General features: G+C 36.6%; 12 protein-coding genes. 8 read left to right on the top strand and 4 right to left on the bottom strand.

The genetic code is table 11. From position 1 onward, the window contains the following. Nucleotides 1-30 precede the first annotated feature (30 nt). From ACFSR8_RS16210 to ACFSR8_RS16200, 3 genes are all read left to right on the top strand, one after another. Nucleotides 31-2,862 carry a metalloprotease gene (locus ACFSR8_RS16210; protein WP_380293951.1) on the top strand — a complete coding sequence of 944 codons (2,832 nt, stop codon included), beginning with the start codon at nucleotides 31-33 and terminating at the stop codon, nucleotides 2,860-2,862. A gap of 155 nt (nucleotides 2,863-3,017) precedes the next feature. Beyond that, complete coding sequence (locus tag ACFSR8_RS16205) at nucleotides 3,018-5,429, top strand: alpha-ketoacid dehydrogenase subunit alpha/beta (RefSeq protein ID WP_380293949.1); 2,412 nt, start codon at nucleotides 3,018-3,020, stop codon at nucleotides 5,427-5,429. Nucleotides 5,430-5,500: 71 nt separating this feature from the next. Further along, complete coding sequence (locus tag ACFSR8_RS16200) at nucleotides 5,501-5,980, top strand: hypothetical protein (RefSeq protein ID WP_380293947.1); 480 nt, start codon at nucleotides 5,501-5,503, stop codon at nucleotides 5,978-5,980. Nucleotides 5,981-6,013: 33 nt separating this feature from the next. Here the strand turns inward: ACFSR8_RS16200 and ACFSR8_RS16195 are convergent, their stop codons facing one another. The 3 genes from ACFSR8_RS16195 to ACFSR8_RS16185 form a co-directional block, all read right to left on the bottom strand. Further along, complete coding sequence (locus tag ACFSR8_RS16195; protein ID WP_380293945.1) at nucleotides 6,014-6,919, bottom strand: TIGR01777 family oxidoreductase; 906 nt, start codon at nucleotides 6,917-6,919, stop codon at nucleotides 6,014-6,016. 150 nt (nucleotides 6,920-7,069) lie between these two features. Further along, nucleotides 7,070-7,783 carry a tRNA (5-methylaminomethyl-2-thiouridine)(34)-methyltransferase MnmD gene (mnmD, locus tag ACFSR8_RS16190; RefSeq protein ID WP_380293944.1) on the bottom strand — a complete coding sequence of 238 codons (714 nt, stop codon included), beginning with the start codon at nucleotides 7,781-7,783 and terminating at the stop codon, nucleotides 7,070-7,072. A gap of 2 nt (nucleotides 7,784-7,785) precedes the next feature. Further along, complete coding sequence (locus ACFSR8_RS16185) at nucleotides 7,786-8,286, bottom strand: DUF4920 domain-containing protein (protein WP_380293942.1); 501 nt, start codon at nucleotides 8,284-8,286, stop codon at nucleotides 7,786-7,788. Between the two features lie 92 nt (nucleotides 8,287-8,378). Here ACFSR8_RS16185 and ACFSR8_RS16180 point away from each other — a divergent pair, with 92 nt between their 5' ends. Beyond that, nucleotides 8,379-9,446, top strand: coding sequence for a branched-chain amino acid aminotransferase (locus ACFSR8_RS16180; RefSeq protein WP_380293940.1), 1,068 nt, complete (start codon nucleotides 8,379-8,381; stop codon nucleotides 9,444-9,446). An 84-nt stretch (nucleotides 9,447-9,530) separates the two neighbouring features. Here the strand turns inward: ACFSR8_RS16180 and ACFSR8_RS16175 are convergent, their stop codons facing one another. After that, nucleotides 9,531-9,917 (bottom strand): pyrophosphohydrolase domain-containing protein, encoded by a 387-nt coding sequence (locus ACFSR8_RS16175; RefSeq protein WP_380293938.1) that lies wholly within the window; start codon nucleotides 9,915-9,917, stop codon nucleotides 9,531-9,533. A gap of 307 nt (nucleotides 9,918-10,224) precedes the next feature. Here ACFSR8_RS16175 and ACFSR8_RS16170 point away from each other — a divergent pair, with 307 nt between their 5' ends. From ACFSR8_RS16170 to ACFSR8_RS16155, 4 genes are all read left to right on the top strand, one after another. Next, nucleotides 10,225-11,316: a hypothetical protein gene (locus tag ACFSR8_RS16170; RefSeq protein WP_380293936.1), complete on the top strand. Its 1,092-nt coding sequence runs from the start codon at nucleotides 10,225-10,227 to the stop codon at nucleotides 11,314-11,316. A gap of 288 nt (nucleotides 11,317-11,604) precedes the next feature. After that, nucleotides 11,605-12,168, top strand: coding sequence for a hypothetical protein (locus ACFSR8_RS16165; protein WP_380293934.1), 564 nt, complete (start codon nucleotides 11,605-11,607; stop codon nucleotides 12,166-12,168). A gap of 333 nt (nucleotides 12,169-12,501) precedes the next feature. Then, a complete protein-coding gene (locus tag ACFSR8_RS16160; RefSeq protein ID WP_380293932.1) occupies nucleotides 12,502-14,022 on the top strand; it encodes a tetratricopeptide repeat-containing sensor histidine kinase in 1,521 nt (506 codons plus the stop codon). Next, nucleotides 14,019-14,642, top strand: a complete 624-nt coding sequence (locus ACFSR8_RS16155; protein ID WP_380293930.1) for a response regulator transcription factor — start codon at nucleotides 14,019-14,021, stop codon at nucleotides 14,640-14,642. The genes ACFSR8_RS16160 and ACFSR8_RS16155 overlap by 4 nt, the downstream gene beginning before the upstream one ends. Nucleotides 14,643-14,671 lie beyond the last annotated feature (29 nt).

Here is a 14,671-nt window from a genome sequence, read left to right as displayed (position 1 = left end):
GAATATGAACCCAAGCAAATAGTAACAAATTTGAAGCTTCGCTATTTAGTTACCATAATAACACTTCTCAATCTGCTCATTGGTTTTGGTCAAAATCGAATGGACGTGAGTGCTTATTTCAATATGGAAAAGAAGCTCATCGCGATTTCGCAAACCATTGAATATCACAATACTTCAGACGACACCCTATCCACGATTTATTTGAACGACTGGAGCAATAGTTTTTCTAATAAAAATACCCCTTTGGCAAAACGTTTAGCCGACGAATACGTTAATAAGTTCCATTTGGCAAAAAATGAAGATAGAGGCTATTCGGAAATAGGATACATCAAACAAGATGGAGACAGTTTGCACTTTAGCAGACTTCCAAAACAAGTGGATGTTATTGAAGTCCATCTTAAAACACCTTTATCTCCGGGCAGTTCATACACCATAGATTTAAAATATACTGTGAAGCTCCCCAGTGATCAATTTACCAGTTACGGCTTTACAAAAGATGGTGATTTGAATTTGAAGTATTGGTATATAACCCCAGCAGTATATAATACTGAATGGCAGTATTATAGTAATAAAAACCTAAATGATTTATTTATACCAAAAGCTGATGTTAATCTCGAAATTTCTTATCCAAAAAACTATACTGTTACATCGGAGTTAAATGAAGTTAAATCAGTAGAATTTGATGATAGAATCGTTAAAGTTTTTGAAGGTAAAGACCGGAACAACAATAAATTATTTTTGAATAAAACGGCTGAATTCAAATCTATTAAGAGCGATAAGGTTGAGTTGGTTACCAACATGAAGGATTTCGACCTTAAACTTGTTGAAAAAGTTTTAATTACGGATAGGGTCATCAATTTTATGTATGAAAATCTTGGTGAGTACCCTCATGAAAAACTATTGTTGACAAAAATTGACAATGACAAAGATCCTGTGTATGGCCTAAACTTTTTACCAAACTTTTTGCAACCCTATCCTGATAGTTTTGAGTACGAAATGATGCTATTGAAGGTAGCGTTGCACAACTATCTCAAAAACATTCTTATTGTAAATCCTAGAGAGGATCATTGGATTTTGGATAGCATTCAAATTTATTTCTTGATGAAATATGTTGAAATGAACTACCCTGATATGAAATTTTTTGGGGTGCTGTCCAACATTTGGGGCCTACGAGCTTTTCATGCCGCCGATCTTCATTACAATGATAAATACTCCCTGGCATACATGCTTATGGCACGAGCAAATAGAGACCAGCCCGTTGCAATGGCGAAGGACTCCTTGATGAAATTCAACAGTAATATTGCAAGCAAATATAAAGCTGGCGTTGGGTTAAGATACTTGGACGATTTCATAAACAAAGATATCCTTGAAACCACTCTAAAGGATTTCTTAAGGGCATACAAGCTTAAAACTGTAACCACCAAAGACTTTGAAACCTTATTGAAATCAAGAACAGAAAAGGATGTTGACTGGTTTTTTACGGATTATCTCCAAACACGAAAAAAGATAGACTTTAAAATAAAAGAAGTCTCAAAAACCAATGATTCCATTGCGCTGGTTATCAAAAATAAGCGGGACAATAGTATGCCCGTTTCCTTATATACGCTGAAGAACGACAGCATTCTCTCAAAGTATTGGGTTGAGGACATTCAAGACGAAAAAAGAGTTGCAATTCCAAATAACGGGGCCGATAAGTTTATTTTAAACTACAACAATGCCGCTCCTGAGTTTAATTTAAGGGATAATTACAAATCCGATAAAGGCTTCTTTTTCAACAACAAACCCTTTCAGTTTAGACTTTTAAAAGATATTGAAGACCCCAACTTCAACCAAGTATTTTTGATGCCAATTGTAGAGTTCAATAATATTTATGATGGTTTGAATTTAGGGATTAAACTATATAACGGCACACTTTTACGCCGAAATTTTAAATATAAAATCCAACCGCAGTACTCGCTTAATTCCAAGCAGCTTACCGGTTCCACTTCGTTATCGATGACCCATAATTTTGAAAACAGGAACCTTTATGCGCTCAACTACGGCATTGGAGTCTCGTATAGGTCTTATGCCCAAGATTTATTTTTTAGAAGAATCTCACCCAGCCTGACCTTTTTGTTTCGTGACGACAATGACTTTCGCTCTAATATTAGAAAGGCCTTAAGATTTAGATTTTTAGACATCCACAGGGATGAAGACGTTCTAAATATTTCTGACAACGACGAACCCAATTATAGTGTGTTTAATGCTCGTTATATCAATTCAAATGATAATTTATTGGTATTTAGTAAGTGGTATGCAGATTTTCAATTAGCCAAAAACTTTAGCAAGGTTGCCTTTAATTATGAATTTCGGAAGTTGTTCCAAAGCAATCGTCAATTGAATTTAAGATTCTTCGCTGGATTGTTTATCGAAAATAATACAGAAGCCGATTCGGATTATTTCAGCTTTGCATTGGACCGCCCAACGGATTATTTATTCGATTACAATTACCTTGGAAGATCGGAAGACACAGGTATTTTTAGCCAGCAGTATATCGATGCGGAAGGTGGGTTTAAATCAAAATTAGAAGTACCTTTTGCAAATCAATGGATGACTACGGCTAATGTTAGTACCAGTATTTGGCGATATATATTGGCCTACGGGGATTTTGGCCTTGTGAAAAATAAGTTTAAATCACCAAAGTTTGTTTACGACTCAGGTATCCGAATTGATTTGGTTACGGACTATTTTGAGGTGTACTTTCCAATATATTCCAACTTAGGTTGGGAAATTGCCCAACCTGGGTATGACCAAAAAATCAGGTTTAAATTCACTGTGGACCCCGAGGTACTTCTTGGGCTATTCAGAAGGCGTTGGTTTTAAATTATTATATGTTTTATCCCATTTTTTTTGAATTTTCCATAATATTTTCAAAACAAAGCCTAAGTTATTTTAAAATCGTAAGGTTTTAAATTACTTCATATTTTGCAATAAAGTTGAAAAAGCCTTAAATTTGCATGCATTTTCAACCACCTAACATGGAACCTACCTCAGACCTAAAAAACAAAATTTCATTCGACGATTTTAAAGCAGAAGTATTAAACGATTATAAAATCGCTGTGCAAAGTCGTGAATGTAGTTTGCTGGGCCGAAGGGAGGTTTTAACCGGAAAAGCCAAGTTCGGCATTTTTGGTGATGGCAAGGAAGTACCACAGTTAGCAATGGCCAAAGCTTTTAAGAAAGGGGATTGGCGATCGGGCTACTATCGAGACCAAACTTTTATGATGGCCATTGGAGAACTTACTGTGGAACAGTTTTTTGCCGGCCTTTACGCCAATACCGATTTAAAACTGGAGCCCATGTCGGCAGGCCGTCAAATGGGTGGACATTTTGTAACACATAGTATTGACGAAAACGGTAATTGGAAGGACCTTACCAAACAATACAATTCCAGCTCAGACATCTCACCTACTGCTGGGCAAATGCCACGACTTTTAGGATTGGCTCAAGCTTCCAAAGTATACAAGGAACTAAAAAATGTTAATGCCAGTAAGTTTTCTGTAAATGGTAATGAAGTGGCATGGGGCACTATAGGAAATGCAAGTACCAGTGAGGGTTTATTTTTGGAAACGATCAATGCAGCAGGGGTACTTCAAATTCCGTTAGTGATCAGTATTTGGGATGACGAGTATGGTATTTCGGTTCACGCCAAATACCAAACTACTAAAGAGAATATTTCAGAAATACTTAAAGGTTTTCAAAGAGATAAGGATAATAAAGGCTTTGAAATATTGCGCGTTAAAGGTTGGGATTATCCCAATATTATGGAAACCTATTTGGAAGCTGGTGCCATTGCCCGCGAGGAACACGTACCTGTTTTAATCCATGTTACGGAATTAACACAGCCGCAAGGGCATTCTACTTCGGGGTCTCATGAACGCTATAAAAGTGGTGAGCGCCTACGTTGGGAATCTGAATTTGATTGCAACAAAAAAATGCGTGAGTGGATAATAGAAAGTGGAATTGCAACAAACGAAACCCTAACCAATATTGAGCGCACTATCAAGCGCGAGGTCAAGCAGAGCAAAACAAAAGCTTGGAATACGTTTTTGGCGCCTATAAAAAAGAACCGAAACGAATTGGTTTCGTTATTGAGTGATCTTTCTTCTAAAAGTTCAAATGGGGTTTTCATATCCAAACTTAAAGATGCATTGGTTACCATAAACGAGCCAACTCGTAAAGATATATTAACTCATGCCAGAAAGGCCTTAAGATATGTTATTGGAGATGCATCCAATGAAAGTACTGCACTGCGAGAATGGATTGATGCCTATTTCCAAGAGATACAACCAAAATTTAGTTCGCACTTGTATTGCGAAACGGATAAATCAGCACGACATGTCACCGAAGTGCAACCTATTTACGATGACAATGCAGAATTAGTAGACGGCAGAATTATCATTAGGGATAATTTTGACGCCCTTTTTCAAAAACATCCCGAACTGATGGTTTTTGGTGAAGATACTGGGAATATTGGCGACGTTAACCAAGGTTTGGAAGGACTACAAGCTAAGTACGGAGAAACCAGAATTGCAGATGCTGGAATCAGGGAAGCTACGATAATAGGACAAGGTATTGGATTGGCACTTAGAGGTTTACGGCCTATTGCTGAAATCCAATATTTGGATTATATTTTATACGCCTTAAACGTTATAAGTGACGATTTGGCTACATTGCACTACCGCACAAAAGGACGTCAAAAAGCTCCTCTGATTATTAGAACGCGCGGGCACCGATTGGAAGGTATTTGGCACTCCGGATCGCAAATGGGAGGGCTTTTAAATTTAATCCGAGGGGTTTATGTTTTAGTGCCCAGAAACATGACCAAAGCCGCAGGCTTTTACAATACGCTGTTGCTGAGTGACGAGCCAGCATTAATTGTCGAGTGCTTAAATGGTTATCGATTGAAAGAGCGCCGACCAATGAATATGGGGAATTTTAAAACCCCCGTGGGTATTGTCGAAACCGTTAAGGAAGGCCCTGACATTACGTTGGTTTCCTATGGCTCTACGTTGCGTCTAGTGGAACAGGCCTCAAAAGAACTTTTAGCTGTTGGGATTGATACCGAAATTATTGACATCCAATCCTTGGTGCCGTTGGACATCCATCATGATATTGTGAAAAGTATTGCAAAAACCAATCGGGTAATGGTCATAGACGAGGATGTTCCTGGAGGTGCATCCGCCTATATTATGGATCATATTTTAAATGAGCAAAATGCGTTTCAATATATGGATAGCGCACCAAAAACCGTAACGGCCAAAGCCCATAGACCGGCTTACGGAAATGACGGGGATTACTTTTCTAAACCTTCGGCTGAAGATATTTTTGAGGCGGTTTATGAAGTGATGCACGAATTAAACCCTACTGATTTTCCTAAATTGAGATAAATTTATTCAGAACAATAATACATCAAAAACCATAACTTAAGTTGTGGTTTTTGTTTTTAGAAAAAGCGACAATGAAAGCTGTAAACCTCGTTGAAATAAAAAAAGAACTGAAGCAACTTTCAACAACCGAATTGGAGGCGCTTTGCCTGCGGTTGGCAAGGTTTAAAAAAGAAAACAAGGAATTGCTCACCTATTTATTATTTGAAAGCCATGACGAAAACGGATATGCTGAAAGCGTTAAAACATTTATAGACGAAGAATTTGAAACAATTAATACAGATAGCTTTTATTACATCCGAAAAAGCGTTCGAAAGATTTTACGGAACATAAAAAAGTTTATTCGATATTCTCAAAAAAAAGAAACCGAAGTCGAGCTCCTACTCTATTTCTGCAAGAAGTTGAAAGAATTTAAGCCAAGTATAAAACGAAGTACTCAATTGCAAAACATGTATCAGCGTCAATTGCTGCTAGCCAAAAAAGGCATTGAAAAACTACATGAGGATTTAAGGTATGATTTCAATTTAATGATAGAAGAAATGGGTCTGGAGTAACTTATTTTTCAGGGGTTTATGCCCTTTGAAACCCTAAACCAGCAAATCCTCCAAAGCAGGCTTCAGGTGATGAAACTTAAATACAAACCCTTTGCTTTCAATTTTTTTAGAACTCACGCGCTGACTTTCAAATAGGATAATATGCATTTCGCCCAAAACCAATTTCATAAAAAACTTTGGGATGTTTGGCAGAAATAGAGGTCGGTTTAGGACATTAGCTATGGTTTTGGTCATTTCACTATTGGATACTGGATTTGGCCCAACGCCATTGTAAACACCTGAAAGTTTTTCCTCCAATAGGAAAACAAATAGCCTGGCCAAATCTTCAATATGTATCCAGGATTGCCACTGCTTACCATTTCCAAAAGCCGCACCAATTCCATATTTGATAGGTTTTGCCATCTCTTTTAATGCCCCTCCTTTTTCGGAAAGCACCAATCCGATTCTCACTTTTGAAATGCTAATATTCAATTGGGAAAACCCATCAACTGCCTTCTCCCAAGCCTTTGTGACCTGTCCCAAAAATGAGTCGCTTATTTCTTTGTGTGTCTGATCGTAATAATTAGTTACTGAAGTCGGGTATATACCGATAGCACTAGCGGAAACAATCTGTTTAATCTGATGCGATTCCCCTTTTAAAGCATTAATCAGTAATTGGGTACTCTCCACTCGACTACCTAAAACCTTTTTTTTATAACTGGGGGTCCATCGTTTGGAAATTGTCGCACCTGCTAAATGAATGATAGCATCAACACCATCAAAACATGCAGTATCAAGTTCCCCTGAGTTTGGGTTCCAATAAAATCCACGATAGTTTTCATTATCAGAGACCTTAGATTTTCTGGTGGTTAAATAGTTTATTTGATACCCTTTGGAGTGGCAAAGTTTCACAATCTTCTGCCCAATCATTCCGGTTGCTCCTGTAATTAATATCCGCATATTCTTTTTTATTAAAAATAAGAAAAGCTTAGGGGTATTGCTAAAGATTTAAGCTTGATTTAACAGAAAAATGATGTTTGACAATGGGCCAATGACCGAAAACCATAACATAAACCCATCCGCAACCGGCTGCCCAATGAATACTTGGCACTACTTACTGCTCCTTAACATTTCGCGTTTCCCGGGAGGACCAGGCAGTTTTTCAACCTGAAAACCAGCGGACTGCATGGCACGCCTCACGCTCCCTTTGGCAGAATAGGTAACCAAAATACCACTCTTTTTAAGCGCATCGTACATTTTTTTGAAAATAGATTCCGTCCATAGCTCTGGTTGTACCCTTGCACCAAAAGCATCAAAATAAATTAGGTGAAACTTATCAAAATCGGCAATCGCGTCAAACATTTTATGTTGTTTTTCAATTTTAAAATGACTGCCCAATTGATGTGAAGATTCCCATGATATTTGGTGCATTTCTTCAAAAAGAGCACTTCTATCTTCTATATTCAATTCTGAAGGATAATTTAAAAGTTTGATTTCGTCCAATGCCACGGGGTAACCCTCAACCCCTACATAATCAATATTGAGGTTTAGTTTTTCTGCCTCCAACAAGGTAATAAAGGCGTTCAAACCGGTACCGAAACCTATTTCTAGAATTGAAATTTTATTGCCAGATTCTGAAACGATCCCGTCCCGATGGCTATCGGGAGCTATCGGGACAGAATGACAAAAATGATGCAACCCATGTTTAATAAACACGTGATACGCCTCCTGAATGGCCCCATGCTTGGAATGATAGCTTTCATCCCAATCTGGCAAATGAATGGTGGTGGAACCGTCCGCCGTCTTAATAATTTTACGCTTCAAAATTACTGAGCAATTAAAACACCATCGGCTTCAAATGAATACGTGCGTTTCGAATCTTTAATCAGCGAGATATCCTCAGAAGATTTGCCAGCGTCTTCTGCATAGTGCTTTAGTTCATTAACTGAGACTTCAGTAACATAAGCCAATCCATTCACAATAACTTCCTTGCCGGCGATATCTTTCGGAACAAAAAAACCATAGTCCTTAAACTTTACCATCATTTCCGTATCATTGGGTAACTCTAAGGTCATCCAGCAGCCTTTTGCTTGACAAACACCTGTAACTTTAGCTTTAACTTTTGAAGGCACACTATCTCCTGCTTTCATAATTAAATAATGGGGATACATCGAATTTGAATCAATGGCATCACTGTCCACAATGGTCTTTCCGAATGAAACATATTCAACTTCCGTAGACACAATTTTTTCATTATCTGAATTTTTATGCTTTTTGCAAGATATCAAGGCAAAAATGGCGATAATTCCCAAAAGGATTCTTTTCATAAGTTAATGGCTAGAATTTTAAAGTATTTATGTAAAGATACCTCATTTTTTGAAAATGAATTTTATAAATTTGTAGGCTAAATTAACGAGATATGAGTACTATAATCAAGGACATCGAGGTTATAAAAACAAAATCCACAAAAATACATGATGTAGATTTTGACGATTTGAAATTCGGAAGCGTATTTTCAGATCATATGCTGGTGTGCGATTATAAGGATGGGAAGTGGCATGCGCCTAAAATTATGCCTTATCAGCCCTTGACTTTAGATCCATCAGCCAAGATTTTCCACTATGGGCAATCCGTTTTTGAAGGAATGAAAGCCTATAAAGATGATAATGGTGCTGTCTGGTTATTTAGACCTGAGGATAATGCTAGGCGATTGAATATTTCTGCCGAACGATTGGCCATTCCAGAATTACCAGAAGGGTATTTTATGGACGGGCTAAAAGCTTTGTTAGAACTGGATAAGGATTGGATCCCGCAAAAGGATGGAAGCTCTTTGTATATCCGACCCTTTATTTTTGCCTCGGGTAATGGATTCCATGCCTCGCCTGCTGATGAATATAAATTCATTATTTGTACAGCACCTTCAGGCTCCTACTTTTCAGGTGAAGTAAAAGTATTGATTGAAGAGACCTATTCACGTTCAGCGGATGGCGGTGTTGGTTTTGCAAAAGCAGGTGGTAATTATGCAGGACAGTTTTATCCAACTCAGTTGGCTAAGAAGAAGGGCTATCAGCAAGTGATTTGGACGGACGACCATGAACATAAGTACATAGAAGAAGCTGGTGCGATGAATGTTTTTGTGCGCATTAATGATACCCTGATTACAGGTCCAACGAGCGATAGAATTTTGGACGGGATTACGAGAAAAAGCATCATTCAATTGGCGGAAAGCGAAAACATTCCTGTGGAAGTTAGAAAATTAACTGTTACGGAAGTGGTAAAGGCAGCCAAAAATGGTACGTTGAAGGAGATGTTTGGAGCCGGAACTGCGGCTGTAGTTTCTCCCATAGCCGCTTTTGGTTATAAGGGCTCTGATTATGATTTGCCGAAAATTGAGAATCCGTACGCCGACTACCTTAAAAAGCGAATTACAGATATTCAAACGAATAAAGCCGAAGACCCATTTGGATGGCGGTTTAAAGTAATATAACAAAGACACGAATTTCACGAATTAGCACTAATCTTTGCTTTCAATTTAATAATTTGTGAAAATTAGTGAAATTCGTGTCCCATATCATTTGCTCAAAATTCCCTCAATATTGGGCTTAAAATAATTTGGGCCTTTCAGCACTTTCCCATCCTCACGGTAAATTGGTTGCCCGTCCTCCCCTAGTTTGCTCATATTGGAACGTTGTATTTCATCAAATACCTCTTCTATTTTATGCTGTAGCCCATGTTCTATGATTGTACCACATAAAATATATAGCATATCTCCCAAAGCATCTGCCACTTCAATTAAATCATTGTTATTGGCCGCCTCTAAATATTCCTCATTTTCTTCACGCATTAACTTGTAACGCAACTGATTTTTAGCCAGACCCAAGTCCGCTTTTGGCGTTTCCCTGTGACCTATTTTAAACGCCGTATGAAATGCTTTTACTGCATCAATTTTATTCTTCATTTGTTCCGTTTTCTTTAAATTCGCATAAAAATAATCATATGTTCAGCAAAGGTCAAATCATTTTTGGAATTATCTTTTTTATCGCCTTTGCAATAGTTATTGGCTATACTTATCGTAAAGACTTAAAACTGCACAAAAAATTCTACAAGGGCAGTATTTGGATACTGTTGGCCTTCATTGGATTTATTTTGATGGTTAGTGCTATAAAATTCTTTTTTCAGTAATATCCCACTTCAAAATTGCGTTTAATCGTTTATTTTGTTTTATTTGTCGGTAAAATATACTATTAACCTTAATTATTTTACTTATGAAAACCCTAAAATTATACGTGTATGCGATTATGGCTTTGTCTATTATGAATTACTCATGTTCATCAGATTCTGATTCTGGAAGCGGTTCTGGCAATGAAGAATTGGCCAATCAACAAAACCAAACAGAGGAAACTCCTATTGAAACATCAGCACTTGAAAGCGGTGTGGAAATACAAGGGGCAACAAAAAACAACGGTACCCCACCAGCACCAAACAGCAATCTCAATTTGACATTGGATTCTCCCGTTGCCGAAGCACAACAAAAATCTGGTTTTAATTTAAAGTTTTCTACTACTGAAGCTGATGTGGCCGGTGCTTATCTTCAATTTAAAGATTTAGACGGCAATACGGCAGGCAATTACTTTGATGTGGCCTCTTCAAACTTTGTTGCTGATAAAAAGGCCAATATCAAAGGAAGTGCAACTTCAAAGGGAGGTTTGTTCTCAAAAGGAAGTAGTTTAGAAGATGGGGACTATGAAATTGATGTTGATTTTGGTGATGATATCCCTGCAGGACAGTTTTGCGCAGATTTATGCATTTACAACAGCCAAGAACAAATAAGCCAAATTGTTACTGTTTGTGTTGAAGTTGAAGCTTGGGGAGGTAATGCATCCCTAGTGGGTGAATGGGAAATTATAGACAGTACAGATGATGATGAGTTGGAAACAATCAATTGTAATAATGGCGAAAACGTTGAAGTGTTTTATTATCAAACTATTTCAGAAAGCAATTCATTAAAAATAGAAAGCGATGGCGATTATATATACTCAGATAACGAAGAATTCAAATTTCTAGACTACCAAGCAACGAGCGATAATTGTAGCGCCACCTATAATGATGAAGTTTTTAATTATAGTATCAAGGAAAGTGGGAAATGGTCTTTTAATGAGTCTGACAACACTTTAACCCTTGTCTTATTTAAATATGAGGATTTAATTACGCCTGCTGATAGTTATGACGAACCCAATGGTGAGTTAATTTTGGAAAAAGCTGCGGTATCTTTTGTCAATGGCAATTTGATAATTACAGAAACATATTCAGATGGGAGCCAAACATATACTGACGTTTACACCTTGAGAAGAAAATAAAACATATCTTATTTCGAAAATAAAAAAATCCTCAAAAAATGGGGATTTTTTTATTCCCTACTTTAACAAATTGAGGGTATTCCTTCCGAAGTTCCTCACTATATGCTGGGATTTTATAATCTCATCATAAACCTTTACTTCGGATTTTTTTGCCGTTGGTCTATAAATTATAATTCCGATTTAATTTCTTTTTACTTTAAAAGTGGATATATACCCAGTAACGGGTATTTTTTTAGGTTTTCTTTTTTTTGAAGTTTGCCTCTAAATAACCAAATAAAACCAAAAGTCATGATTAACAACATTTCAAAATTAGGCATGATAGTTTTAGCCTTTTCAATAGTTTTTATTGTTAGCTGTAAAGAAAATCAAAAACAATCTGTTTCTTCAGAGGATGAAAAAAAATGTCATATATGTGATAGGAACCTAAGTAAGTGTGAGAAAAAACTAGAAAAATGCAAGGACAAACTAAAATGGTACAAAAAAACTCTTGAAAGGTTAGATTCTTTAACCATTGACAAGTCTATGGAATCTGTCGGCCTAGATCAATCTTACATTTATGGTAAAAATGTTTATTTGTTTGTTCGCGCACCTCTTGATGTTACCAAAAGCGATATAACAGTTCTTGCTAAAACAGGGGATTTTATCGAATTAAAGGTTGAAACACAAGCAAAGTGCTCTGAAGACAGCGAAATGCATCTAGTTGAATTTGGACCTGTAATGTTGGACAAAAAATATCGAAGAGTTAAAGTAAAAAGCCATATTAAATGTAAAGTTGGAGTTACCGATAAAATTAGAAACTCAGTTGTTGTAGGTACCGATGATGAAAGCATACTGAAGAAGGGTGAACAATAATTGACTTGTTACACAGTTTTGAAAAAATCAATTTTAGTCTTTTTATTTTTCTCTTGCATCAAATCGCTTTGTTACTCTCAACAAAGCGATTCTACTTTTTTTTATCTTAGTAAAAACTACGAGTCCAAAAGGCTTTTTTCTAAAGTATTAAACACCCATGATAAAAATGAAAAAGAGTGGCTAAGACTTATCTATCGGATAAAGAAAAGTTACAAAGATTCTATTCTGATATCTATAGGGAAAATAGATATTAAGGAACGAAGTAATTCAATAAGAATAGCTAGGTTTAACTATTTAAAAGGCATTTACTATAATAAAATTGATAATGATTCGATGAAATTTAAGGCATATTTAAGTGCCCTAAAAATTGCCGAAAATACTGATGACACTATTACTGTTTTAAAAAGCCTAGAAAAGCTATCACAAACTTATGACTATGAAAACAAAAATCCTTACAATAAACATTTTTTAGATATTCTAAATAAAAAAGCGCGTATTTATGGCAAGAAATCTTTTGAAATCAAACATAAATTTCTAGTGGGAAACTACCATTTACTAAACGAAGATGCTCAAAATTCACTACTGGTTTACAAAGAAGCACTAAACTTTAATTTCGATAAGGGTGATAGTTTATTATTACCTAATATATATAATAATATTGGTGTTATATTTTCAGAATTTTTAAATAAACCAGACTCAGCTCTTTTTTATTATAGGAAACAATCTCAGTTTTTAAAAAACAATGGCAAGCTCTTTGTAAACTACTTGAATATTGGCAGTGCTTTTCAAAATTTGAACGAAAATAATCAAGCCTTGAAGTACTATTTAAAGGCTGATAGCATAAAACTACAATCAGAAATAGTTTCCAAAAAAAGTTTTGTAAAAGAAAATTTATCAAAAATTAATTTCAAACTTAAAAATTATAAAAAAGCTTATGAATACTTGTTAGTCTATAACGCCTTAGTAGACAGCTTAAAAACAAAAGAACAAAAAACATCAATAGTAAAAATAAAAGAACAATACGATAACGAAAAACTACGCGCTGATAACCTTGAAGTAGAGTCCAAACGTAAGCAAAGTCAAAACTGGCTAATAGGAGCAATAGCATTCATCCTGTTCGGGGGTATCACCGCCTTCCTCCTCCAAAAAAACACACGCAAAAAACAAAAACTGGCCGAACAGGAGAAAGTTTTGGAGAGCCAAAAATTGGCCACAGTGCTTAAAGAACAGGAACTCGTAAGCATCGATGCCATGATCGAGGGCCAGGAAAAAGAACGCCAACGTATCGCGGACGATCTGCATGACGATCTTGGTGGGTTGATGGCAACCGTAAAACTGCACTTTAACGCCCTGAAGGATAAACAATCCCCAGAACTATTTGACAAAACCACTACCCTTTTGGACGATGCATATCAAAAAATACGATCCATTGCGCATGCCAAAAACTCTGGTGTAATTGCCAAACAAGGACTGTTAATTGCCGTTCAAAATATGGCCGATAAAATTTCTGCCTCAAACAAAATCACGGTGGATGTCGTAGATCATGGATTGGAACAACGCTTGGAGAACAGCTTGGAATTGACCATTTTTAGAATTATACAAGAACTGATTACTAACGTGATAAAACATGCCGAAGCCACAGAGTCCACAATACACCTGACTAATCACGATGAAACTTTGAATATTATGGTAGAAGACAATGGTAAAGGCTTTAACCCGAGTCAAGTTACTACCAAAAACAAAGGTATGGGCATCAGTAGTATTGATAAACGCATTGAACACCTTAATGGTAGCATGACCATAGAATCTGATCTTGGAACGGGCACAACTATTATAATTGATATTCCTATATGATACGACTCGCAATTGCAGAAGACCACCAATCCCTAATTGATGGCATTAAATTATTGTTGGACTATGAGGACGGAATTTCCATTGTGGGTACTGCCAATGACGGGGAAGCCCTAATGGAGATTGTAGAAAAAAAACAACCCAATTTGGTACTAATGGATATAAGAATGCCAAAACTGGATGGCATCGAAGCTACCAAACGCTTAAAAAAAGCCCATCCAAACATCAAGATTCTAGCTTTTACCATGTTTGACCAAACGGAGGCCATTCAGCAAATGCTGGAAGCTGGAGCCTCTGGTTACATCCTTAAAAATTCATCACTTGAGGAAGTGCATAAAGCTATTATATCAGTACACAGTGGAGACACTTATTTTGATGCCAACATCAATACAAATAATTTAGAAACCTCTTCTAACAACAAAACCAAGGGTACCCTGACCAAAAGGCAAATTGAGATTTTAGAATTGATTGCGCAGGGCAAAACCTCCCGTGAAATTGCAGATACGCTTTTTATAGGGATTCACACTGTGGATACACATCGTAAAAACATGGCAAGAATTTTGGGGCTACAAGGTAAGGGTGAATTGTTGCGCTATGCCTTGGATAGAAAGTATAAATTTTAGAATTTACCCAATATTGGGTATGTTATAGC

The organism is Hyunsoonleella rubra (assembly GCF_042684665.1).
Classification (GTDB): Bacteria; Bacteroidota; Bacteroidia; order Flavobacteriales; family Flavobacteriaceae; genus Jejuia; species Jejuia rubra.
Note: the sequence above shows the minus strand (reverse complement) of the source record. Positions and strands in the feature narration are given on the sequence as shown.

Excerpts from the sequence above, each read along its gene's own strand:
- ACFSR8_RS16200 (WP_380293947.1), top strand. The coding sequence starts at position 5,501 with ATGAAAGCTGTAAACCTCGTTGAAATAAAAAAAGAACTGAAGCAACTT.
- ACFSR8_RS16195 (WP_380293945.1), bottom strand. The coding sequence starts at position 6,919 with ATGCGGATATTAATTACAGGAGCAACCGGAATGATTGGGCAGAAGATT.
- ACFSR8_RS16175 (WP_380293938.1), bottom strand. The coding sequence starts at position 9,917 with ATGAAGAATAAAATTGATGCAGTAAAAGCATTTCATACGGCGTTTAAA.
- ACFSR8_RS16155 (WP_380293930.1), top strand. The coding sequence starts at position 14,019 with ATGATACGACTCGCAATTGCAGAAGACCACCAATCCCTAATTGATGGC.
- ACFSR8_RS16185 (WP_380293942.1), bottom strand. The coding sequence starts at position 8,286 with ATGAAAAGAATCCTTTTGGGAATTATCGCCATTTTTGCCTTGATATCT.
- ACFSR8_RS16165 (WP_380293934.1), top strand. The coding sequence starts at position 11,605 with ATGATTAACAACATTTCAAAATTAGGCATGATAGTTTTAGCCTTTTCA.
- ACFSR8_RS16160 (WP_380293932.1), top strand. The coding sequence starts at position 12,502 with ATGAAATTTAAGGCATATTTAAGTGCCCTAAAAATTGCCGAAAATACT.
- ACFSR8_RS16180 (WP_380293940.1), top strand. The coding sequence starts at position 8,379 with ATGAGTACTATAATCAAGGACATCGAGGTTATAAAAACAAAATCCACA.
- ACFSR8_RS16170 (WP_380293936.1), top strand. The coding sequence starts at position 10,225 with ATGAAAACCCTAAAATTATACGTGTATGCGATTATGGCTTTGTCTATT.
- ACFSR8_RS16205 (WP_380293949.1), top strand. The coding sequence starts at position 3,018 with ATGGAACCTACCTCAGACCTAAAAAACAAAATTTCATTCGACGATTTT.